Source organism: Kingella kingae ATCC 23330 (genome assembly GCF_900111845.1).
GTDB classification, from domain to species: domain Bacteria; phylum Pseudomonadota; class Gammaproteobacteria; order Burkholderiales; family Neisseriaceae; genus Kingella; species Kingella kingae.
Map to the genome: position 1 here is coordinate 1 of NZ_FOJK01000011.1, position 21,371 is coordinate 21,371.

Genomic DNA, 21,371 nt, shown 5'->3' on the forward strand with positions numbered 1-21,371 from the left:
TTGCAGTACCGCCAAAGCGTTCAGCCAAAATAGTTGTCAAAGCCGCAGTCAAAGTGGTTTTACCATGGTCAACGTGACCGATTGTACCTACGTTTACGTGCGGTTTCGTGCGTTCAAATTTTTCCTTTGCCATGGCAAATTCCTATTCATTAAAAGTGAGTTATCAAAAAATAGCAATAATCAGCTTGGTGCCCATGGGCAGATTTGAACTGCCGGCCTCTCCCTTACCAAGGGAGTGCTCTACCCCTGAGCTACATGGGCTTATTTTTATAGCTACAATCCGAAAACAAATTGTAGCTATTTAAAATCTTGGAGCGGGTGAAGGGAATCGAACCCTCACCGTAAGCTTGGAAGGCTTCTGCTCTACCATTGAGCTACACCCGCTTATATCTCTGCTCCAAAAATGAATTATGGTGGTGGGAGAAGGATTCGAACCTTCGAAGCTCACGCAACAGATTTACAGTCTGCCCCCTTTGGCCGCTCGGGAATCCCACCTAAAGAGAGACCAAACTATATAATCTCTATCTCATTCGGTCAAGTGTTTTGTGCCGTTTATTTTTTAAACGATTATTTTTGTTTATTATTTTTCTGCGACAATTTTGTAATATTTGTTCATTAATTCGTCGTGCGTTTCTGGATGCTCTTCGTCAATCAAGATGCAATCTACTGGGCAAACTTGCTGACATTGTGGCTCGTCATAATGCCCAACACACTGCGTACACAAATTGGGGTTGATTTCGTAAATCTCTTCGCCTTGTGAAATCGCATCGTTGGGGCATTCTGGTTCGCACACATCGCAGTTGATGCATTCGTCTGTAATAAATAAGGTCATAATCGCCTCTCGTCATCAAAATTTTAAAAGCGCGAAATTATAGCATGTTTTGTTTTACAAGCAGCCTGCATTGGAATTTTTAACACTTTGAGAATATTTATTATTCTTGATTTAGATAACGCAAGAGCTGGTATTGGCTTTGCCCTGCTTTGCTTTGTTTTTCTATAGCCAACCAAGTCGGCAAGTCGGGTAATGTGCCTGCTTCTACATAGATGAGTGCGTCTTCGTTGAGTTTAGGCTGCAATCTTGTCCACAAAATCGCCCAATCTTGCCACGCAAATGGTGGGTCTAGCAGCACTAAATCAAACAAACAAGGGGCTTGCTGCAAAAACCGCAAACCGTCTTGCGTGTGGATATGCACTTGCTCGCTGACTTGAAATTGGGCGGCGTAGTGGCGTAGGTTTTGCACGGCGGCTTTGTGGATTTCGCACATTTCTACTTGTTTGGCGTGGCGTGATGCGCTTTCAAAGCCCAATGCGCCGCTTCCTGCAAACAAATCCAGCACGATTTGCCCTGTTAAGTCTTGCCCTAGCCAGTTGAATAGTCGTTCGCGCACGCTGTCGGGCGTGGGGCGCAATCCGTCTGCGCTGGGGAATTGGATTTTTCTGCCGCGTAACTGTCCGCCTGTTATGCGGATTTGGTTTTGGTGTTTTTCGTTGATTTTTTTCATTTTGATGATTGGGTTTGGTGTATGGTGAAATGAAATAAAAATTAGGACAAGGCGACAACGACCGCCGTGTACATCTAGTACATAAGGGAGTTGGCAACACCGTCTTATTGCGATTTTATTTCACTATAAAAAAAGCAGCCTGCACTTTGTTTAAAGCTTGCCACACTTCTTCTACGCTGGGCATTTGTCCGATGCCGCCCACGTTCATCGCCCATGACGAAGGTTGTACGCCTGTTTTGATTGGGTCGCTATCGGTGTAAATGCCAACCAACGGGCGATTCACGGCATTTGCCAGATGCAGCAAACCTGTATCCACGCCCACCACGCTAGTCGCTAGATTCAAGCAAAAAGCAGCCTGCAATAAAGTCATGCGTGGGCAAACTTGGGCAAACGGCAAGGTTTGAGCGATTTGCTCGGCGCGGTGTTTTTCGGCATCGTTGCCCCACGGTAGCAACACAGGCAAACCGTCTTGTTCGTGCTGTTTGCGCCACAGGGCTTGCCAATTTTCTATCGCCCACAATTTGCTATCGCGACTGGTTGCATGCAGAGCCACATGATACGCATCGGGCAAGTGCAGGCTGCTTTGTTCTATATTTGGCACTCGCACGCCAAAATCGGGCGCACCGTCCGCTACATAACCCAAAGCCTGCGCGAATAATTGACGATTGCGCCATACCGCGTCTTCGCCTTTTTTGACGGCATAGGTTTGCGTATAAAAATGCGCTGCCAGCGATTCTCGTGCCGATTGCGTATCCAAGCCCCAAATAGGCGCGTTTGCCCACTTGGCAAAAAACACGGATTTGAGCAAGCCTTGACTATCCAGCACCGCATCAAACGAAGCAGCCTGCATGGTTTGCTTCAACGCTGCCATTGCGCGCCAAGTGCCGCCTTGCCACAACGCTTTGCGCCAACGTCGCCACGACATCGTGTAAACGTGCTGCACAAACGGATGCAATCGCGCAATATCGGCAAAATCCGATTCGCACAGCCACGACAATTCCACATCGGGGCGGTGCTTTGCCACATCGCTAATCGCAGGCAAAGTGTGAATTAAATCGCCCATGCTGGATAGGCGTACCAATAATAATTTCATGTTTATCCTATTTATTACTCTACAAAAGCAGCCTGCACTTTTGCGCTATTCCAAATCGCCAATTTTTCGGTACGTGTTTTTTGTTTGAGCGCGTGTTCCAACTGACTGGCTTCCGAACGTGTCAAACAACACGCCACCACACGCATTTCCATCGCACGGTGCATTTTGGTATAACGCGCTGCTTTGCCCAAACTGTGCGCCCGCCAACGCCGCGCCACATGATTGGTGATGCCACAATACAGACTATTATTCGCACACCAAATCAAGTAAACACACCACATAAAACCGCTTTCTTTTTTCTATTTGGATTTATTTTACGCTATTTCGCTTGACACGCGCAAAAATCAACGGCATAATGCCCAAATTCTGACGCGGGATGGAGCAGCATGGTAGCTCGTCGGGCTCATAACCCGAAGGTCGTAGGTTCAAATCCTACTCCCGCAACCAAATATTTACCGCTTGATTGCTTAATCAAGCGGTTTTTCTTTTTGCCTTATTCTTTACATTACAGGTATAATCGCGCCATTTTGCAACCACCAACGGAATGCGCGATATGTCTTTTATTCAAGCAGACGAAATCATTATCCACGGCACAACCAGCAATGGAAAAGTTTTCCGCCCAAGCGACTGGGCAGAGCGTTTATGCGGCATTTTGTCGTCTTTCAACAAAGATCACCGCTTGCGTTACAACGAATTGGTTCACCCGATTTTAATTGACAAAGTTCGCTGCGTTGCCATTGATGCGACATTGGAAACACTGAACCCCAGCATGTTCCGTTTTTTGATGGACTTTGCTGCCGACAACGATTTACGCATTATGCGTGGCGTGGATTTTATGCCTGCCACCGAAAACGCGCCCGAAGCTGAATCAGCCAACAACGAAAAAACCGAATCGCCAGCACAAAACGCCGAAACCACCCCAGCAACTGAAATCGCCGAACCAACCGCGCCAGCCGAAGTGGAAGTGCAAGAAAATTTTGTGTTGCGCGAAATCATGCCACACGAAACAGCAACGGCTTTTGCTGCATTGAGCGTGTTGCGCCCGATGTTGACCGACATCAACCGTTTTGTGGAGCAAGTCAATAAAGTACAACGCGCACAGGGTTATCGCTTGATTGGTATTTTTGAAGAAGGTAAAACCAATGCGGTGGCGGTGTGTGGCTTCCGCGAAGAAACTAATTTGGTTAGCGGTCGCCATTTGCATATTGATGATTTTGTTACCGTGCCACAAAGTCGCAAACGCGGTTATGCGGGTCGCTTGTTGGCGGAAGTGCATAAAATCGCGCAAGAAAATGGTATCCCACAATTACACGTTGATAGCAATGTGAGCAGCGAACGCACGGTGGCGCATCGTGTTTATTTCCAGCATGGTTTTGAAATCAACGCTTATCATTTTGTTTGTAAGATTGACGAGCATAAATAAATCGGATGTATGAAAAAGCAGCCTGCACTTTTTGTTAAACAGAAAGTGCAGGCTGCTTTGTAAATAGCTACTTATTCTTTATTACGCCCGTGCCAAAAATATCGCCAAACAAAGGCGGGGAACGCGGCAACCAAATACAAGCACACAACCACGGCATAAAACTGCCAGCCTTGTGCGTGAACCGAACCTGTGCGCTGTTCCAAAACATACGCCAGAACCGCTGTCAGCAAAAAGCCTGTACCCAATTCCAGCAGGTGTAAGCCTATGCCTTTTTTGGACAAGGCGATAAAACCGAATGCGCGTTGGGTTAAAAAGGGCAAATTCGCCAAGATTAAAGTCAAAAGCAATAAAGTGTACATGGAAGCAGTCATACTTCTTTTACTCCAAATAGAGTGCAGGCTGCTTTTTTACCGAAAAAGCAGCCTGCACTTTGATTACATCAGCTGTTCTACTGTGGTTTGAATCCAAACGGTTAGTGTGCTTGGGAACATACCCCAAATCAACAATAACAAGGCATTTGCCGACAGCAACAATTTCATTGGCAAGTCATCGCTCAAAGGCTCATCGCTTGTTTTATCGTCAAAATACATCGTCTTAACCACGCGCAAGTAGTAGAACGCGCCAATCAGCGACATCATCACCGCAAACACAGCCAACACAGTCGCCATTGGGAAACTAGACACCACCAAGGCTTTCAATACCGCAAATTTCGCATAAAAGCCCATCAATGGCGGAATGCCTGCCATGCTAAACAGTACCAACAACATCACCAGCGCGTACCAAGCATTGCGTTGGTTTAAGCCAGCCAAATCGCTAATGTTTTCGCATTCATGCCCAGCCCGGCTAATCAACATCAACACGCCAAAACCAGCCAAGCTCATCACAATATACGCCACCGCATAATAAATGGCTGCCTGAATACCAATCACGCCACCCAAAAACGCCAACAAAATAAAACCCATGTGCGAAATGGTAGAAAACGCAAACATACGTTTAATATTGGTTTGCATAATCGCTGCCAAGTTCCCCACCAACAACGACAACACCGCCAAACCAGCAAACATCAACTGCCAATCGCCTTTTTGCAACACCAAACCTGTTACCAAAATACGGAATGCAAACACAGTTGCCGCAATTTTTGGCACAGAACCAATAAACGCCGCCACCGAAGTAGGCGCACCTTGATACACATCAGGCACCCACATGTGGAACGGCACAGCACCAAATTTAAACGCCACCGCTGCCACAATAAACAATACGCCTAATTTCAACAACCAGCCATTCACTTGACCGATTTGCGCTGCCTGTAAAATTTCCGCAAATTGCAGGCTGCCTGTTGCGCCGTAAACCATTGAAATACCGTACAACAAAATGCCCGATGCCAACGCACCCAATACAAAATATTTCAATGCCGCTTCCGCCGCTTCTGCCGAATCACGGCGCAACGCAATCATCGCGTACAGCGACAACGACAGCAATTCCAAACCCACATAAGCCGACAAGAAATGCGATGAACTAATCATTACACTCATGCCCGCCGCCGCAAACATCGCCAACGTGTAATATTCGCCACGGAACATACCACATGCTTGGTTGTACGGTTTGGCATAGACAAACAACATCGCCGTACCCAAATACACCGCCAATTTTGCCAACTGCGACACACCGTCCGCCACATACATGCCATTAAACGCCAACACAGGTTCAGCCGACCACACCGCCAACTGTCCAAAAGCCGCCGCAATCATCGTGATAATACTTAAATAATGCGTAATGTAACGGTCTTCGTCCTTAACCCACAAATCCGCCAGCAGCACCACAAACAAACCTGTTAGCAACACGATTTCAGGCGTGGCAGCACTCAAATTCAATTCAGTCCAATTCCAGTTCATTCAACACCTCAAATCTTGCTTTGTGCCACTTGGGCAATCAAATTATCCGCAGCTTGATGCACCACCGCGATAAACGCTTCGGGATACAAACCCATGCCCAAAACCGCCGCCGCCAAAATCGCCAAAATCGCAAATTCACGGCAATTAATGTCTTTCATTTCCGCAACGTGTGGATTCGTGACTTCGCCGAAAATCGTGCGTTTGTACATCCACAGCGTGTAAGACGCGCCGTAAATCAGCGTTAAGGCAGCCAACGCGCCAATCCACAAATTCACTTCTACCGCGCCCATAATCACCATAAATTCGCCCACGAAACCCGAAGTCGCTGGCAGACCTGCATTCGCCATACCAAACAACATCATAAACGCCGCAAATTTCGGCATCACATTCACGACACCGCCATAATCGGCAATGTTACGCGTGTGCAAACGGTCGTACATCACGCCAATACACATAAACATCGCGGCAGACACAAAACCATGCGAAATCATTTGGATAATCGCGCCTTTCAAGCCCCACGCGTTCAATTCACCCAAAGGGTTGCCTGAAAACAGTCCGCTAAACAGGAAAATGCCCAGCGTTACAAAACCCATGTGGCTGATAGACGAATACGCCACCAATTTTTTCATGTCGGTTTGCACCAACGCCACCATGCCGATGTAAATTACCGCAATCAAGCTCAACACGATGATAACTGGCGCAAAATAACGCGATGCGTCAGGCACAATCGGCAACACAAAGCGCAAGAAACCGTATGCACCAATTTTCAACGTAATCGCCGCCAACACCATAGAACCGCCAGTTGGGGCTTCAACGTGCGCGTCAGGCAGCCAAGTGTGTACAGGGAACATCGGCACTTTCACCGCAAACGATAAGAAAAACGCGATAAACACCAGTTGTTGTACGCCCATTGGGATTTGTTTCAGATTTTGCAAATCGGTAATGGCAAAACTATTGGCTTGTGCGCCCAAGTAAATCAACGCCACCAACATCAACAACGAACCCAACAATGTGTATAAAAACAATTTCATTGCTGCATACACACGGCGCGGACCACCCCACATACCGACAATCAGGTACAACGGAATCAACATCGCTTCAAAGAAGACATAGAACAAAATCGCATCTTGTGCTGCAAATGCGCCGTTAATCAAACCTGACATAATCAGAAACGCCGCCATGTATTGTGCAGGGCGTTTTTGAATCACTTCCCAGCCTGCCAATACAACCATAAGCGTAATAAAGGCATTCAGAATCACAAACAACACGGAAATGCCGTCCACGCCCAGCGCGTAATTCAGATTGAGCGCAGGAATCCATGCGTGTAATTCGGTAAATTGATAGCCAGCGTTTGCACGGTCAAAGTGGGTAAACAGGGGCAGCGTTACCAAAAATCCCGCCACCGCACCAATCAAGGCAAGAATACGCGCAAGCGGGGCGCGGCTATCTGTACCCGTTGCCAGCACCAGCACACCTGCTAAAATTGGCACCCAAATTGCCAAGCTGAGTAAGTTATTGAAAAACATTGTATTAACCTGTTTTCTCTATTTAATTAAATCTTTGTTGAAATGGTTTTCAGGCTGCCTGAAATAAAATTTACCTTTGACAAAAAAATTTATCTAATCGTTGAATAATTTGTTCTTGTCGCTGTGTAATATCGTCTTTTAACCAATCATTTGAATGTTCATCACACAATCGCTGTACTTCTAAAATAACAGATTGTTTGTAATGTTCTTTTTTCTTACCAAAATAACCATTACCTGCCTGAATATTCAATAATTTTTCAAAAATAATTTTATTGCCAAGCTGTTCTAAATGTTGTTTTGCATCATTGATATTCCAACCGTTATAGTTGGTGTCTTGCCATTTTCTTGGAAAAATATGCTCAATTTCAATTTTATTAGGCAACAAAGTTTGCTTTTCATCAAATAAATAAGCATGAATCATCAACAAACCTTTGGTAACACGCCCTGTATTTTGCTCATAATGTACTGGCATAGGATTAACCTGTGGCAATACCAATTCATTACCTTGAATAATGGTTACACAAGCCTTGTAAATATCATCTTTAATGCTTGTTACTGTTGGCGAAATCAAAAATTTTGCATATAAAAATGCGGTTAATTGTTTTAATAATTTTGCCAAATCATCTTTTAATGTTGCGCTATGCTGATTTTTAATGAAAAATACACTAATAGCATATTTCCAAAATTCATTAGGATAAGCATTCAAACATTGCAACCATTTCGCAGCGTCAAGATTGATAAAATGAGAATGCTCAATATCTTTTAATACTTGGATATTATTTAAATTATCCCAAAAATGTGCCAAATCAATTAACTGATTGACTAAATTATTATTTTTTAATTTCTCATACCGATTTTCAGTATAAAAACGGCGCAAACCAATTTCTTTATCTGTTGTCTCATTTTGAGCGCGTAAAACATGGGAATAATAACGAAATACATCATCAACAGAGATTTTTGCTCTATCCGCCACTTCAACCAATTCTTTCCATTGTTCTACAAAAAATGGCTTATCTTCCGTCATCTTATAAAGTTGCGCTTTAAAAATATCGGCATCGGATAACGGCATTCCACGGTCATTTAATGTAGAAAAAATGGTCAATGCGTTTTCTAAATTGTCGCTTTCAATCGGTAACAAAATGCAATTATTTAAAATGGTTAAACACAAATAATTCCAATCTGTCGGATTATTTTTAGCGTAATTTTGGCATTTATCCAAAAAATACAAATAGTTTTTGGCATAAGCAGAAGCGTTATCTGCTGATATTGTGCCGTCAGCCAAAATTTGATGTAAAACATCATTGTCTGTTTCAGTCGCCACTTGCGTATGCAAACGAATAGCCGATTTATCGGTAACTTTTGATGTCAAGGTATCAACGTCCCAAATACAAGGCGCAATTTTGTTCATCAATGATTTCACAACATCATCTTTGGTTTCTGCATTTTCCAAAACGTAATAAAACGCTCGCAATAACAAAAGCAACGAAGTTAAACGCTGTTGTCCATCAATGACTTCAAAATTGCCATCTTCATTTTGGCAAACCACAATCGTTCCCAAAAAATATTCAGCATTTTTATCCGCAATAGATTGACGAAAATCTACAATATCCGCCCACAAAATTTCGCATTTTTCTGTTGTCCAACGGTAAGGACGTTGATATTCAGGAATGATGAAATATTTTTCCTGCATATTTTGATTACCAAGCAAATTGATAATTTTTTTACTGCTGACATATAAATTAGCCATTATTAAACCTTTATCAAAAATATGCAGGCTGCTTTTTCATTTATTTTCAGGCTGCCTGAAAAATCACATCATCACTTAAACCACAAATTCCAGAAAAACGCCACAATCAACACCAACACGCCAAACACCATCACAGCCGCGTAAGTGTAGATGAAACCTGTTTGCGCTTTGCGGACTTGCGCGGCGATTGCGCCAACTACTTTTGCCGAGCCGTTTACGATACCGTTATCAATAATCATGGTATCGCCCACTTTCCAAAAGAAGTTACCCAATGCGCGGCTGCCTTTGGCAAACACATTGAAATAAATCACGTCTAAATAATATTTGTTGTCCAACAAAGTATAAATGGGTTTGCAGGCTGCCTGAATTTTCGCAGGCAAGTGCGGTGCTTTCACATACAAGAACCAAGCCGCCGCCACGCCAGCAATCGCCAAATACAACACAGGCGACACCAAACTATGCGTAACCATGCCAAACACGCCATGGAACTCTTGCGCCATTTCGTGCATCACAGGGTGCGCTTCGTGGTTCACATAAATCACGTCTTTAAAGAAATCACCATACAACAAAGGTTTAATCGTCAATGCGCCAATAATCACAGACGGAATCGCCAAGAAAATCAATGGGAATGTAACCACCCATGGGCTTTCGTGCGGATTGTCGTTTTTGCCCAAACCGTGATGATGTGCGTCATCGTGGTGTTCATCGTGATGATGTTCAATTTCGCGCCAACGCTCTCTGCCGTGAAATACGATAAAGTATTGACGGAACGCATAAAACGCCGTAACAAACACGCTCGCCAACACCGCGAAATACGCGAAACCACTACCTGTCAAATTACTCGCGTGTACCGCTTCAATAATGCTGTCTTTTGAATAGAAACCAGAGAAAAACGGCGTACCAATCAACGATAAATTACCCAACAACATCGTAATCCAAGTAATTGGCATATATTTACGCAAATTACCCATGTGGCGCATATCTTGGTCGTGGTGCATACCGATAATCACGCTACCTGCCGCCAAGAACAGCAAGGCTTTAAAGAATGCGTGTGTCATCACATGGAACATGGCGATTGAATACGCCGACACGCCCAAAGCCACCGTCATGTAACCCAGTTGCGACAAGGTTGAATACGCAATCACGCGCTTAATATCGTTTTGGATTGTGCCAAGGAAGCCCATAAACAGCGCAGTAATCGCGCCAATAATCATGATAAAGCTCAACGCAATCGTACTCATTTCGTACATGGGCGACATACGCGAAACCATAAATAAACCAGCCGTAACCATGGTTGCCGCGTGGATTAACGCAGAAATCGGGGTCGGACCTTCCATAGAATCAGGCAGCCAAACGTGCAACGGAAATTGCGCCGATTTACCCATCGCACCGACAAACAGCAGCAAACAAGTTACCGTAATCAAATCCGTGCCGAGAAACTGAATGCCCGCCACGTTTGGCAAATAGGCGAACACGTCTGCATAACGCAGGCTGCCACCGAAATACGCCAGCACCAAACCGATGCCGAGCAAAAAGCCAAAGTCGCCGACACGGTTCACCAAAAATGCTTTCAAGTTGGCGAAAATCGCGCTGTCGCGTTTGAAATAGAAACCAATCAGCAGGTACGACACCAAGCCCACCGCTTCCCAACCGAAAAACAGTTGAATGAAGTTATTGGACATAATCAGCATTAACATACTGAATGTGAACAGAGAAATATAGCTGAAAAAGCGTTGATAACCCACTTCTTCATCGTGCATATAACCGATGGTGTAGATGTGTACCATCAGCGACACAGACGTTACCACGACCATCATCATGGCGGTTAAGCTGTCCACGAGAAAGCCGACCGAAAAGTCCACGCCGCCCATCGTGAGCCATGTGTACACGTTTTCGTCAAACTTAGCGCGGCTACCCGTGGCAAAGCCGTACAGCACATACGCCGACAACAGCGCGGAAATCGCCACACCTGTAATCGTTGCCGAGTGTGCGCCGCGTCTGCCAATTTGGTTGCCAAACAAGCCCGCCAACAAACAACCAACTAGGGGAGCTAAAGCAATGGTTAAATATAAAGTCATATCGTTCATTTAAGTGAACCTTTTAATTTAAAAAACGTTTTTCAGGCTGCCTGAAATTGCCAATTATCACCGTGATAGCATCAACTTTATTAAAATTTTTAATTTTTCTTTACTAATTTTATTCTCTGCAATTTCAACAGCAATATCTTCCATACTAATTGCAAATTTTTCCACTCTCTCAAATGGATAACCATTTATCAGTAAAAATTGAACACCAGCCATAATAGACGTTCGTTTATTGCCATCATTAAAAGCATGCATTTTGTTAATAGAAAAAATTAGATGGCTCAGTTTTGCAAAAAAATCTGGATAATATTCATCATTTTGCATATGCGATAAAATACTATCTAAAATTGCAACATCACGCATACCTACCAAACCACCTGAAACACTAATCACTCTATTATGTAATTTGATTAAATCTGCTTGTGTTAAATAATTCATCTATCACGTAACCTAATCAGCATAGAACGTATATCATCTTGTTGTAATAATTTATCCATTTGCTCATTAATATAAATCCGCAAATCATCTAACTTATCTACAGAAATAGATGGATATTCAATCGGCATACCTAATAATTGCACCAACTCTTGTAAAATAGGTACATCTAAATGCTTAATTTCGTCTAATGAAGTACGATTAAACCAATCATTCAAGGCTGCTGCTTCCGCACCACTCCAATTATCTGAATGAATTTTGTGCAAAACGTCTTTTGTTGCCCATGGTTTCATAACTCAACCTTTCAACGAATTCAAATCTGCCACATTAATTGTTTGTCGGTTACGGAATACCAGCACCATAATCGCCAAGCCAATCGCGCTCTCCGCAGCTGCAACAGTTAAGACAAAAAACACAAAAATCTGTCCAGCTGTGTCGCCCAAATATTGCGAAAACGCGATAAAGTTAAAATTCACCGCCAGCAACATCAATTCGATAGACATCAGCAACACCAACACATTTTTGCGGTTCATGTAAATGCCCATCGCGCTAATGCCAAATAACAAAGCCGCCAGCACCAAATAATGTGTAATCGTAATCATGCTTTACTCTCTTCCGTGTTTTCAGGCTGCGTTTGTGGTACTTGTACCGCGCTTTCCATTTTCACCATACGCATACGCCCTTCGGCTGCGTTTACTTTCACTTGGTCGGCAGGGTCAATGCGTTTCGGATTGGTAGATTTGCGATGAACCAGCGCGATCGCCGCCACCATACCCAACACGAGCAACACCGCCGCCAATTCAAATTGCCACACATAAGTCGTGTAAAGCTGTTTGCCCAAATCACGCACATTACTGTAATCGGCAGGAATATCTTTCATCAAACCAAATTGATTCAATGCGGTATCAGGCGCAACCAACACCGCAATCAACACCGCCGCCATCAGCACGCCCACCGTCAAAGCCGCAGGTGCGTGTCGCCAAAAGCCCTTACGCATTTCTTCCGCGTCAATATTCAACATCATCACGACAAACAGGAACAGCACCATTACCGCGCCAACGTACACCACCACAAGGGTAATGCCCAAAAATTCCGCTTGCATCAACAACCACATCATCGCGCTCACGCAAAACGTCAGCACCAAATGCAAAGTCGCATGAACAGGGTTTTTAGCCGTAACCGTTTGCAACGCGCCGTACAAAATAATCGCGGCAAACATATAAAATAGTACCAATGAAAAAGTCATTATTTGCCCCTTAATTAACGATATGGCGCGTCAGCCGCTTTGCGTTTCGCGATTTCGGCTTCGTATTTGTCGCCGATTGCCAACAGGATAGGTTTGGTCATGTGCAAATCGCCTTTTTTCTCGCCGTGATATTCAAAAATATGGGTTTCCACAATCGCGTCAGTTGGGCAGGCTTCTTCGCAAAATCCGCAGAAAATACATTTGGTTAAATCAATATCGTAGCGCGTGGTGCGGCGTGTGCCGTCTTCGCGTTGTTCACTTTCAATATTGATTGCCATGGCAGGGCAAACCGCTTCGCATAATTTGCAGGCAATGCAACGCTCCTCGCCATTGGGATAACGACGTTGGGCATGCAGACCGCGAAATCGCACCGATTGCGGGGTTTTTTCTTCGGGGAAATAAATCGTGTCTTTACGCGCGAAAAAGTTTTTGAGCGTAACGCCCATGCCTTTGACTAATTCGCCTAATAAAAAGGTTTTTACAAAATTTGCCATAATTCGTTCCCTACCCTTTTGATGTGGATAGTTTTTTATTTAGAAAACTGGGTTTCAGGCAGCCTGAAAGCGGCTGCGATTATCATATTTGAAATTTTCAGGCAGCCTGCACACCATTTTGTTGCAACGCCAATAAAGTTTGCATGGCTAAATCCGCTTGTTCATACGGCACAAAAATATGGTCATGCAAATTGCCAGCCACCACATTGCAGCTAATGCCAACTTGACCCAACGCTTTGGCAAATGCCGCCGTCAAGCCCACCACCGCCAAATCCGAATACGCATTCAGCGTAATCCATGCCGCACGGAAATCATTTTGCAAACCACGCGCCAATGCGATTTCTTCGCCAATCACAACCGATAAACCTTCACGCTCGCGGATTGTGGCGACTGTGTCGGTTAGCGGTAAATCGCAGTTTTCGGGCAGCGTAACAAAATAATACGCGCCGTCATTGAGTACAGGCTGCATGGAACGCAGCAATTCGGTTAAATCAGAAATCGGTTTCATATCAAATTATTTTCTTTCAGGCTGCCTGAAAAGTGCAGGCTGCTTTGTATAGGTTGAATGGCAACCCAACATAATTTTTTAGAAGCAGCCTGCAATGTTGAGTCAAGACCCAACCTACAACCCTATATATATTTTCAGGCTGCCTGAAATTATTTCCACAAACTCAATGGCGAAACCATCCAAGCCGCCAAAGCCGCAATGCAAATAAAACCAATTGGAATCAAAATTTTCCAACCCAAACGCATGATTTGGTCATAGCGATAGCGTGGGAATGTCGCACGAATCCACAAATAACCGTACAACACAAACGCCATTTTCGCAAACATCCAAAACGCACTCGGCGCACCAATCGCACCCCAACTTTGTGGGAATGGCGACAACCAACCGCCCAAAAACATAATGGCAGTCAGCGCACCAATCAAAATCATGAAAATGTATTCAGCCAAGAAAAACAAGGCAAACGCAAAACCCGAATATTCCACATGGAAACCTGCCACAATTTCCGATTCGCCTTCCGCCACGTCAAACGGTGCGCGGTTTGTTTCCGCCACAGCAGAAATCAGGTAAACCAAAAATGCTGGAAATAAGGTAAACCAGTTCCACGAGAAAATTGAACCGCCTGCAATCCCTGTCGCTTGTGCTGCAACGATTTCTTTAAAATTCAGGCTGCCTGAAACCATAATCACACACACCAAAGCGGCTGACATGGCAATTTCATAAGAAATCGTTTGCGCCGAAGAACGCATTGCACCCAACATCGCGTATTTTGAGTTACTCGCCCAACCTGCAATAATCACGCCGTACACCGACAACGATGTAATCATCAAAATGTACAGCAAACCTGCGTCCACATTGGTCAGCACCCATTCATCGTTAAACGGAATCACCGCCCAAGCCGCAAAAGACGGCGCAAGCGACAACATCGGTCCGATGTAAAACAGGTATTTATTTGATGTGTTCGGGCGCGTTACTTCTTTGAACAGCAATTTCAACACGTCCGCAAACGGCTGAATCAAGCCATACGGTCCAACCACATTCGGACCTGTACGCAACTGCATAAAACCAATTACTTTGCGTTCAAAATAAGTCAAATACGCAACCGTCAAAATCAATGGCAATAAAATCAACACAATCTTAACCAAAATCGCCACGATTAAGCCGATTGTTGCGCCCATTTCGTCCAAGCCGAGTGTTGTCGCAAACAGGGTTTGAAACCATTCTTGCATGATTAAGCCCTCACTAATTCAATGCTGTTCATCAATCCGCCCAATGCGGCATTGCTGCTGTGATGTGGCAAGTAAACCACGTTTTCAGGCAGCGTGTTATCGGCTTTAACCAACACATTCACACGCTCGCCATTTTGCGTGGCAATGGCAACATCGCCATCAACCAAACCAAATTGCGCCAAAGTAATCGTATTGGCTTGTGCGCTTGGTGTGGCAGCGTGGTTGGTTTGTTGCAACGACACGGCACGGCGCACAATCGGGTCAGTTTCGTAAATGCCTACGCCGCCCACGCGCACAATCTTGTGCAGGCTGCCTGAAACGGCATTGCCTGACCATGTGCTGTGATTGCCTAATTTTTCAGGCAGCGCGTTGATATTACCCAACGCTTCCGCCAAAACTTGCTCGCTGGTTTCAAATTCAAAACCTTGCAATTCAAACAAATTGCCCAACACGCGCAAAATTTTCCACAATGGACGGCTGTCGGCATAACCTTTCACAACGCCATGGAATGATTGCAAACGCCCTTCCATATTGATAAAGCTGCCCGATGTTTCGGTAAATGGCGCGATTGGCAACAACACGTCCGCCACGTCCAACAGCGTTTCGCTTTCGTACGCGCTAAACGCCAACACGCTGCCTGCTTTTTTCAGCGCGGCAACCGCTTGTGTGCCGCCCAATACATCAACATCAGGCTCAACATTCATCAACAAAACAGCTTTTTTCGGATTAACCAACATATCGCCCACATTGGCTTGATTGAATGCCAACACGTCTGCGCCCACGCTGTTTGCCGCCTGTGGCAACACGCCCAAAGTCGCACCTGTTTTTTCCGCTAATTTTTGCGCCGCCGCATAAATGCCAGCGTAATCATGATGATTTTGCACATCAGCACCCAGCACAATCGCTGCGGTTTTCGCATTGTGCAGGCTGCCTGAAACGCTTTCAGGCAGGTTATTCAAATAATTAACCCATTCATTTGGGTGCAAAATTTCTTGCGCCAACAAAGGCATATGCAAGGCTTCACGATTGGCAGACACCACACTCAACGCCATGCCATTTTTTGCGGCACGGCGCAAACGAGCCGTTAATAATGGCTGTTCTTTACGCAAATTCGCGCCCACCACCAACACCGCATCACACGCCGCCAGTTGCTCAATGCTTTGCCCCAACCATTGCGCCCCTTTCAAGCTGCCTGAAAGACGGCTGTCGTTTTCACGCAAACGCGCCGTAGTATTTTGAATACCCAAGCCATTTGCCAATTTTTTGGTTAAATACAACTCTTCAACCGTATTCATTGGGTTCGCCCAAATACCGATTTGTTCTTTGCCGTCTTCCTTGCCGATACATTCCAAAGTATGGCGGACGTATTCCAAAGCCGTTGTCCAATCCACATCTTTCCATTCGCCGCCGTGTTTGATTTTTGGCGTTTTCAAACGGCTTTCGTGATACAAACCTTCGTAGCTAAAACGGTCGCGGTCAGAAATCCAACACTCGTTAATCGCTTCATTTTCTAACGGCAACACGCGGCGAACCGTGTGTTCTTTGGTTTGCACAATGATATTTGAACCCAAAGAATCGTGTGCCGACACCGATTTACGGCGCGACAATTCCCAAGAACGCGCATCGTAACGGAATGGCTTGCTCGTCAATGCACCCACAGGACACAAATCAATCACATTGCCCGACAATTCCGTTTCCACCGCTTTACCAATAAACGGCATGATTTGCGAAAATTCACCACGATTAGCCATGCCGATTTCCTGCTCGCCTGCGATTTCTTCGGTAAAACGAACGCAGCGCGTACAGTGAATACAACGGCTCATCTCTTCCGCCGATACAAGCGGACCCATGTCCTTGCCGACTACCGAGCGTTTTTCTTCTTCGTAGCGGCTGGCAGATTTGCCATAGCCCATTGCCAAATCTTGCAAATGGCATTCGCCAGCTTGGTCGCAAATGGGGCAATCTAATGGGTGGTTAATCAACAAAAATTCCATTACGCCTTCTTGCGCCTGTTTCGCTTTGGCAGAATGCGTGTGTACCACCATGCCATCGGTTACGGGTGTCGCACACGCAGGCAAAGGTTTAGGGGCTTTTTCTACTTCCACCAAGCACATACGGCAGTTGGCAGCAATGGATAATTTTTTGTGATAACAGAAATGGGGAATATACGTTCCCAATTCATGCGCCGCTTCCATTACGGTTGCGCCTTGTTGAACTTCAATCTGTTTGCCGTCTATTTGGATTTGTAACATGGTTCTTCCTAGTTACGTTCTTATTTAAAATTTAAATATTTTCTTATCATTCATAGGTCGGCTTTCAAAGCCGACAAGATTTTCAGGCAGCGTTATTTGCTGAAAATGTCGGCTCAGAGAGCCAACCTACAAAGCGTTTAATTTTGAATTTAATTCATTATTTTAATGTGCAGGCTGCCTGAAAAATCACCAATCGCCCCACTTATGCTCTTTCATTGGCTTACCGTGTTTAATGTAATGCTCAAATTCTTCGCGGAAATGCTTGGTAAAACTGCGAACAGGGAACACCGCCGCATCAGCCAACGCGCAAATCGTGCGCCCTGCCATATTGTTGCCCACGCTGTCCAGCAATTCCAAATCATCAGGGCGACCTTTACCAGTCGCAATACGATGAACCACGCGATACAGCCAGCCTGTCCCTTCGCGGCAAGGCGTACATTGACCGCAAGATTCTTCATGATAGAAATACGCCAAACGCTCCAACGCTTTAACCATGCAGACATCTTCGTCCATCACAATCACTGCGCCCGAACCCAGCATAGAACCTGCTTTCGCAATGCTGTCGTAATCCATATTGCACGACATCATAATATCGGCTGGCAACACAGGCGCAGACGAACCCCCTGGGATAACCGCTTTCAATTTCTTGCCACCGCGCACACCGCCAGCCATTGCCAGCAATTCCGAAAATGGCGTACCCAACGCAACTTCATAATTACCTGGGCGTTCAACGTGTCCCGAAATAGAAAATAATTTCGTACCGCCTGCGCTTTCAATGCCTTTATCAGCAAAGGTTTTGCCGCCATCGCGGATAATAAATGGCACAGACGCGAACGTCTCCGTATTGTTAATCGTTGTCGGCTTGCCGTATAAACCAAAAGAAGCAGGGAATGGCGGTTTAAAACGTGGCTGACCTTTTTTGCCCTCCAACGATTCCAATAAAGCCGTTTCTTCGCCGCAAATGTACGCGCCATAGCCGTGGTGCGCGAATAATTCAAATGAAAATTCGCTACCCATAATATTTTTACCTAAAAAGCCAGCATCACGCGCTTCTTGCAAGGCTTTTTCAAACAATTGAAAACCTTCAAAAATTTCGCCGTGAATATAGTTGTAACCAGCTTCCGCGCCCATAGCGTAGCCCGCGATAATCATGCCCTCAATCAGGGCATGCGGATTGAACATAATGATGTCGCGGTCTTTGAATGTCCCTGGTTCGCCCTCGTCCGTGTTGCAGACAACGTATTTTGCACCAGGGAATGAACGCGGCATAAAGCTCCATTTCAAACCAGTTGGGAAACCTGCGCCACCACGTCCGCGCAAACCTGACGCTTTGATTTCGTCAATGATGTCGGTTTGGGCGATTTTTTCGGTTAAGATTTTGCGTAGAGCTTGATAGCCGCCACGCGCTTGGTAGGCGGCGAGCGTCCAGCAGCCTTTTTCTTCGGTGTTTACGCCCTCAAAGATAACGCCTGATTGGTAAATTGCCATTTCGTTTGCCTAACTTATGTTTTGAGTTTCAGGCAGCCTGTACTGCCAATATTTATTTGTTTCGCTTTGTCTTAAATGCAGGCTGCTTTTCAATGTAATTATTCTTTTCAGGCTGCCTGAAAATATAAATTCAAAATTTAGGATTTATTCCAATTCCGCCAATTTCTTCTCAATCGCATCAGCGTCCATAAAACTGCACATTTTATGATTATTCAACAACATAACAGGAGCATCGCCACACGCGCCCATGCACTCGCCTTCTACCAGCGTAAATTTGCCGTCTGCGGTGGTTTCGCCGTAGCCAATACCCAATTTTTGTTTCAAGTATTCGCCAGCATCCACGCCACCGCGCAACGCACACGGCAAATTGGTACAAACGGTTAATTTGTATTTACCGACTGGTTTCAAGTCGTACATATTGTAGAAAGTCGCGACTTCGTGCGCGGCAATCGCTGGAATGCCAATGTATTGCGCCACAAATTCAATGGTTTCAGGCGCGAGATAGCCTTTTTCCACTTGGGCAATGCGTAACGCGCCCATTACCGCGCTGCGGCGTTGGTCGGCAGGATATTTTGCCAACTCTGTGTCAATTTGTTTCAATGAATCAGCAGATAACATTATCTATCTACCTCCCCGAATACGATGTCTTGTGTCCCGATAATCGCCACCACGTCAGCCAACATATGCCCACGCGCCATTTCGTCCATGCCTTGCAAATGTGCGAAGCCAGGGGCGCGAATTTTCAGGCGATACGGCTTGTTTGCACCATCGGAAATCATGTAAATACCAAATTCGCCTTTTGGGTGTTCCACAGCCGTGTAGGTTTCGCCCTCTGGAACGTGCATACCCTCGGTGAACAATTTGAAATGGTGAATCAAATCTTCCATGCCGATTTTCATATCGGTGCGTTTTGGTGGCGCAACTTTATGATTTTCTGTGATAACAGGTAGATTTGGATTGGCGCGTAACCAGTCTGCGCACTGTTTAATAATGCGAACCGATTGGCGCATTTCCGCCATACGGCACAAATAGCGGTCGTAACAATCGCCATTCACGCCCACAGGAATATCAAAATCAATTTGGTCATAGACTTCATACGGTTGCTTTTTGCGAACATCCCATTCAATGCCCGAACCGCGCAACATCACGCCAGTAAAACCTTTTTGCAATGCGCGTTCAGGCGACACCACACCAATGCCTACGGTACGTTGTTTCCAAATGCGGTTGTCCGTCAGCAGCGTTTCCAGCGTATCAATATTTCTCGGGAAACGCTCACAGAATGCGTCAATAAAATCCAACATCGTGCCTTCACGGCTCGCGTTCAATTCTTTCAATACTTTCGCATTGCGATATTTGCTGCTTTCGTATTTCGGCATGAAATCGGGCAAATCGCGGTACACACCCCCAGGACGGAAATATGCCGCGTGCATACGCGCACCCGAAACCGCTTCGTACAAATCCATCAATTCTTCACGGTCGCGGAATGCGTACAAAATCGCCGTCATCGCGCCAATATCCAGCGCGTGCGAACCCACGCCCATCAAGTGATTGAGAATGCGCGTTACTTCAGCAAACATGGTGCGAATGTATTTGGCACGAATCGGCACTTCAATGCCCACCAATTTTTCAATCGCCATGCAATACGCTTGCTCATTGACCATCATGGAAACGTAATCCAGCCTGTCCATATATGGCAAAGTTTGCAGATAAGTTTTGGTTTCCGCTAATTTTTCTGTACCACGATGCAATAAGCCAATATGCGGGTCGGCACGAACAATGGTTTCACCTTCCAACTCCAAAATCATACGCAATACGCCGTGCGCGGCTGGGTGCTGCGGCCCGAAGTTAATCGTGTAATTTCTTAATTTAGCCACCGTAGTTCTCCTCGCGCACCACTCGCGGTGTGATTTCACGCGGTTCAATCGTTACAGGTTGATAAATCACACGTTTTTCGTTTTCGTCATAACGCATTTCTACATAGCCTGAAATCGGGAAATCTTTGCGGAATGGGTGTCCCACAAAGCCATAGTCAGTCAAAATACGGCGCAAATCTGGATGCTCATTGAAAATAATTCCATACATATCAAACGCTTCACGCTCGTACCAATCCGCGCCGTTATACAGTTCTACCACAGACGGCACAATCGGCAAATCGTCATCTTGCGCCCACACGCGAACGCGCACACGCTGATTATTTTTCACAGAAACCAGTTGGCTCACGGCAGCAAAGCGTTTACCTTGCCACGCTTCATTTTTGTAAGTGCTGTAATCCACACCGCACAAATCCACTAGGCTTTCAAAGTGTAAGTCTTCGTGGTCGCGCAAGGTGGTCATGATGTCTAAATAGTGTTCAGGCTGGCATTCAATGGTAACTTCATCAAATGCCAACAGGATTTTGCTGGCTTTTTTGCCCAAAATTTCGGTGCAGGCTGCCTGTAAATCAATAACGTGCATT

The 21,371-nt window shown here is 45.4% G+C and carries 23 protein-coding genes and 4 tRNA genes; 2 read left to right on the forward strand and 25 right to left on the reverse strand.

The genetic code is table 11. The features are described 5' to 3' along the window. The 8 genes from BQ5809_RS03840 to BQ5809_RS03875 all read right to left on the reverse strand — a co-directional run. Nucleotides 1–133: GTP-binding protein (locus BQ5809_RS03840; RefSeq protein ID WP_234982867.1), on the reverse strand; the 133-nt coding region annotated here is incomplete at its 3' end. Nucleotides 134–186: 53 nt separating this feature from the next. Further along, nucleotides 187–261 (reverse strand) — tRNA-Thr (locus tag BQ5809_RS03845). A 49-nt stretch (nt 262–310) separates the two neighbouring features. Continuing rightward, nucleotides 311–384: transfer RNA gene (locus BQ5809_RS03850), tRNA-Gly, on the reverse strand. Between the two features lie 27 nt (nt 385–411). After that, nucleotides 412–495 (reverse strand) — tRNA-Tyr (locus BQ5809_RS03855). 85 nt (nt 496–580) lie between these two features. After that, nucleotides 581–832, reverse strand: coding sequence for a YfhL family 4Fe-4S dicluster ferredoxin (locus tag BQ5809_RS03860; protein ID WP_003787949.1), 252 nt, complete (start codon nt 830–832; stop codon nt 581–583). 100 nt (nt 833–932) lie between these two features. Continuing rightward, entirely contained in the window at nt 933–1,502 is a 570-nt protein-coding gene (gene rsmD, locus BQ5809_RS03865) for a 16S rRNA (guanine(966)-N(2))-methyltransferase RsmD (protein WP_003787950.1), read from the reverse strand. A gap of 115 nt (nt 1,503–1,617) precedes the next feature. Continuing rightward, complete coding sequence (gene waaC, locus BQ5809_RS03870) at nt 1,618–2,595, reverse strand: lipopolysaccharide heptosyltransferase I (protein ID WP_003787953.1); 978 nt, start codon at nt 2,593–2,595, stop codon at nt 1,618–1,620. Nucleotides 2,596–2,609: 14 nt separating this feature from the next. Next, nucleotides 2,610–2,876 carry a GIY-YIG nuclease family protein gene (locus BQ5809_RS03875; protein ID WP_003787955.1) on the reverse strand — a complete coding sequence of 89 codons (267 nt, stop codon included), beginning with the start codon at nt 2,874–2,876 and terminating at the stop codon, nt 2,610–2,612. Between the two features lie 89 nt (nt 2,877–2,965). Between BQ5809_RS03875 and BQ5809_RS03880 the strand changes: the two genes are divergently transcribed. Together BQ5809_RS03880 and BQ5809_RS03885 are read left to right on the forward strand one after the other, a co-directional pair. Beyond that, nucleotides 2,966–3,042, forward strand: a tRNA-Met gene (locus BQ5809_RS03880). A 106-nt stretch (nt 3,043–3,148) separates the two neighbouring features. Beyond that, nucleotides 3,149–4,018: a GNAT family N-acetyltransferase gene (locus BQ5809_RS03885; protein ID WP_032133055.1), complete on the forward strand. Its 870-nt coding sequence runs from the start codon at nt 3,149–3,151 to the stop codon at nt 4,016–4,018. A 71-nt stretch (nt 4,019–4,089) separates the two neighbouring features. Here the strand turns inward: BQ5809_RS03885 and BQ5809_RS03890 are convergent, their stop codons facing one another. The 17 genes from BQ5809_RS03890 to BQ5809_RS03970 all read right to left on the reverse strand — a co-directional run bounded on the left by BQ5809_RS03890 (nt 4,090) and on the right by BQ5809_RS03970 (nt 21,370). Continuing rightward, nucleotides 4,090–4,389: a DUF2818 family protein gene (locus BQ5809_RS03890; RefSeq protein ID WP_003787958.1), complete on the reverse strand. Its 300-nt coding sequence runs from the start codon at nt 4,387–4,389 to the stop codon at nt 4,090–4,092. A 63-nt stretch (nt 4,390–4,452) separates the two neighbouring features. Further along, complete coding sequence (nuoN, locus tag BQ5809_RS03895; RefSeq protein ID WP_003787960.1) at nt 4,453–5,910, reverse strand: NADH-quinone oxidoreductase subunit NuoN; 1,458 nt, start codon at nt 5,908–5,910, stop codon at nt 4,453–4,455. Nucleotides 5,911–5,918: 8 nt separating this feature from the next. Further along, the gene (locus tag BQ5809_RS03900; protein ID WP_003787963.1) at nt 5,919–7,436 is read right to left on the reverse strand and encodes an NADH-quinone oxidoreductase subunit M; all 1,518 of its coding nucleotides are present in this window, start codon (nt 7,434–7,436) and stop codon (nt 5,919–5,921) included. A gap of 70 nt (nt 7,437–7,506) precedes the next feature. Then, nucleotides 7,507–9,183 carry a DUF262 domain-containing protein gene (locus BQ5809_RS03905; RefSeq protein ID WP_003787965.1) on the reverse strand — a complete coding sequence of 559 codons (1,677 nt, stop codon included), beginning with the start codon at nt 9,181–9,183 and terminating at the stop codon, nt 7,507–7,509. Nucleotides 9,184–9,254: 71 nt separating this feature from the next. Further along, nucleotides 9,255–11,270 carry an NADH-quinone oxidoreductase subunit L gene (gene nuoL / locus BQ5809_RS03910; RefSeq protein WP_003787966.1) on the reverse strand — a complete coding sequence of 672 codons (2,016 nt, stop codon included), beginning with the start codon at nt 11,268–11,270 and terminating at the stop codon, nt 9,255–9,257. Between the two features lie 57 nt (nt 11,271–11,327). After that, nucleotides 11,328–11,705, reverse strand: a complete 378-nt coding sequence (locus BQ5809_RS03915; RefSeq protein ID WP_003787968.1) for a type II toxin-antitoxin system death-on-curing family toxin — start codon at nt 11,703–11,705, stop codon at nt 11,328–11,330. Continuing rightward, the gene (locus tag BQ5809_RS03920; RefSeq protein ID WP_003787971.1) at nt 11,702–11,995 is read right to left on the reverse strand and encodes a hypothetical protein; all 294 of its coding nucleotides are present in this window, start codon (nt 11,993–11,995) and stop codon (nt 11,702–11,704) included. The genes BQ5809_RS03915 and BQ5809_RS03920 overlap by 4 nt, the downstream gene beginning before the upstream one ends. 3 nt (nt 11,996–11,998) lie before the next feature. Then, on the reverse strand, nt 11,999–12,304 hold the full coding sequence (nuoK, locus tag BQ5809_RS03925) for an NADH-quinone oxidoreductase subunit NuoK (protein ID WP_003787972.1): 306 nt from the start codon (nt 12,302–12,304) through the stop codon (nt 11,999–12,001). Then, a complete protein-coding gene (locus BQ5809_RS03930; RefSeq protein WP_003787974.1) occupies nt 12,301–12,948 on the reverse strand; it encodes an NADH-quinone oxidoreductase subunit J in 648 nt (215 codons plus the stop codon). Before BQ5809_RS03930 ends, nuoK begins: the two co-directional genes overlap by 4 nt. 14 nt (nt 12,949–12,962) lie before the next feature. Next, nucleotides 12,963–13,442, reverse strand: coding sequence for an NADH-quinone oxidoreductase subunit NuoI (gene nuoI, locus BQ5809_RS03935; protein WP_003787977.1), 480 nt, complete (start codon nt 13,440–13,442; stop codon nt 12,963–12,965). Nucleotides 13,443–13,539: 97 nt separating this feature from the next. Then, nucleotides 13,540–13,950, reverse strand: a complete 411-nt coding sequence (locus BQ5809_RS03940; RefSeq protein WP_003787979.1) for an ACT domain-containing protein — start codon at nt 13,948–13,950, stop codon at nt 13,540–13,542. A gap of 149 nt (nt 13,951–14,099) precedes the next feature. Further along, a complete protein-coding gene (nuoH, locus tag BQ5809_RS03945; protein ID WP_003787982.1) occupies nt 14,100–15,176 on the reverse strand; it encodes an NADH-quinone oxidoreductase subunit NuoH in 1,077 nt (358 codons plus the stop codon). Nucleotides 15,177–15,178: 2 nt separating this feature from the next. Then, complete coding sequence (gene nuoG, locus BQ5809_RS03950; protein WP_003787984.1) at nt 15,179–17,428, reverse strand: NADH-quinone oxidoreductase subunit NuoG; 2,250 nt, start codon at nt 17,426–17,428, stop codon at nt 15,179–15,181. A 186-nt stretch (nt 17,429–17,614) separates the two neighbouring features. Next, on the reverse strand, nt 17,615–18,916 hold the full coding sequence (gene nuoF / locus BQ5809_RS03955) for an NADH-quinone oxidoreductase subunit NuoF (protein WP_003787987.1): 1,302 nt from the start codon (nt 18,914–18,916) through the stop codon (nt 17,615–17,617). A 144-nt stretch (nt 18,917–19,060) separates the two neighbouring features. After that, the gene (gene nuoE, locus BQ5809_RS03960; RefSeq protein WP_003787988.1) at nt 19,061–19,534 is read right to left on the reverse strand and encodes an NADH-quinone oxidoreductase subunit NuoE; all 474 of its coding nucleotides are present in this window, start codon (nt 19,532–19,534) and stop codon (nt 19,061–19,063) included. Beyond that, complete coding sequence (gene nuoD / locus BQ5809_RS03965) at nt 19,534–20,790, reverse strand: NADH dehydrogenase (quinone) subunit D (protein WP_003787991.1); 1,257 nt, start codon at nt 20,788–20,790, stop codon at nt 19,534–19,536. Before nuoD ends, nuoE begins: the two co-directional genes overlap by 1 nt. Further along, a complete protein-coding gene (locus BQ5809_RS03970; RefSeq protein ID WP_003787992.1) occupies nt 20,783–21,370 on the reverse strand; it encodes an NADH-quinone oxidoreductase subunit C in 588 nt (195 codons plus the stop codon). Before BQ5809_RS03970 ends, nuoD begins: the two co-directional genes overlap by 8 nt. Between the last annotated feature and the right edge of the window lies 1 nt (nt 21,371).

Excerpts from the sequence above, each read along its gene's own strand:
- BQ5809_RS03860 (WP_003787949.1), bottom strand. The coding sequence starts at position 832 with ATGACCTTATTTATTACAGACGAATGCATCAACTGCGATGTGTGCGAA.
- rsmD (WP_003787950.1), bottom strand. The coding sequence starts at position 1,502 with ATGAAAAAAATCAACGAAAAACACCAAAACCAAATCCGCATAACAGGC.
- waaC (WP_003787953.1), bottom strand. The coding sequence starts at position 2,595 with ATGAAATTATTATTGGTACGCCTATCCAGCATGGGCGATTTAATTCAC.
- BQ5809_RS03875 (WP_003787955.1), bottom strand. The coding sequence starts at position 2,876 with ATGTGGTGTGTTTACTTGATTTGGTGTGCGAATAATAGTCTGTATTGT.
- BQ5809_RS03885 (WP_032133055.1), top strand. The coding sequence starts at position 3,149 with ATGTCTTTTATTCAAGCAGACGAAATCATTATCCACGGCACAACCAGC.
- BQ5809_RS03890 (WP_003787958.1), bottom strand. The coding sequence starts at position 4,389 with ATGACTGCTTCCATGTACACTTTATTGCTTTTGACTTTAATCTTGGCG.
- nuoN (WP_003787960.1), bottom strand. The coding sequence starts at position 5,910 with ATGAACTGGAATTGGACTGAATTGAATTTGAGTGCTGCCACGCCTGAA.
- BQ5809_RS03900 (WP_003787963.1), bottom strand. The coding sequence starts at position 7,436 with ATGTTTTTCAATAACTTACTCAGCTTGGCAATTTGGGTGCCAATTTTA.
- BQ5809_RS03905 (WP_003787965.1), bottom strand. The coding sequence starts at position 9,183 with ATGGCTAATTTATATGTCAGCAGTAAAAAAATTATCAATTTGCTTGGT.
- nuoL (WP_003787966.1), bottom strand. The coding sequence starts at position 11,270 with ATGAACGATATGACTTTATATTTAACCATTGCTTTAGCTCCCCTAGTT.
- BQ5809_RS03915 (WP_003787968.1), bottom strand. The coding sequence starts at position 11,705 with ATGAATTATTTAACACAAGCAGATTTAATCAAATTACATAATAGAGTG.
- BQ5809_RS03920 (WP_003787971.1), bottom strand. The coding sequence starts at position 11,995 with ATGAAACCATGGGCAACAAAAGACGTTTTGCACAAAATTCATTCAGAT.
- nuoK (WP_003787972.1), bottom strand. The coding sequence starts at position 12,304 with ATGATTACGATTACACATTATTTGGTGCTGGCGGCTTTGTTATTTGGC.
- BQ5809_RS03930 (WP_003787974.1), bottom strand. The coding sequence starts at position 12,948 with ATGACTTTTTCATTGGTACTATTTTATATGTTTGCCGCGATTATTTTG.
- nuoI (WP_003787977.1), bottom strand. The coding sequence starts at position 13,442 with ATGGCAAATTTTGTAAAAACCTTTTTATTAGGCGAATTAGTCAAAGGC.
- BQ5809_RS03940 (WP_003787979.1), bottom strand. The coding sequence starts at position 13,950 with ATGAAACCGATTTCTGATTTAACCGAATTGCTGCGTTCCATGCAGCCT.
- nuoH (WP_003787982.1), bottom strand. The coding sequence starts at position 15,176 with ATGCAAGAATGGTTTCAAACCCTGTTTGCGACAACACTCGGCTTGGAC.
- nuoG (WP_003787984.1), bottom strand. The coding sequence starts at position 17,428 with ATGTTACAAATCCAAATAGACGGCAAACAGATTGAAGTTCAACAAGGC.
- nuoF (WP_003787987.1), bottom strand. The coding sequence starts at position 18,916 with ATGGCAATTTACCAATCAGGCGTTATCTTTGAGGGCGTAAACACCGAA.
- nuoE (WP_003787988.1), bottom strand. The coding sequence starts at position 19,534 with ATGTTATCTGCTGATTCATTGAAACAAATTGACACAGAGTTGGCAAAA.
- BQ5809_RS03970 (WP_003787992.1), bottom strand. The coding sequence starts at position 21,370 with ATGCACGTTATTGATTTACAGGCAGCCTGCACCGAAATTTTGGGCAAA.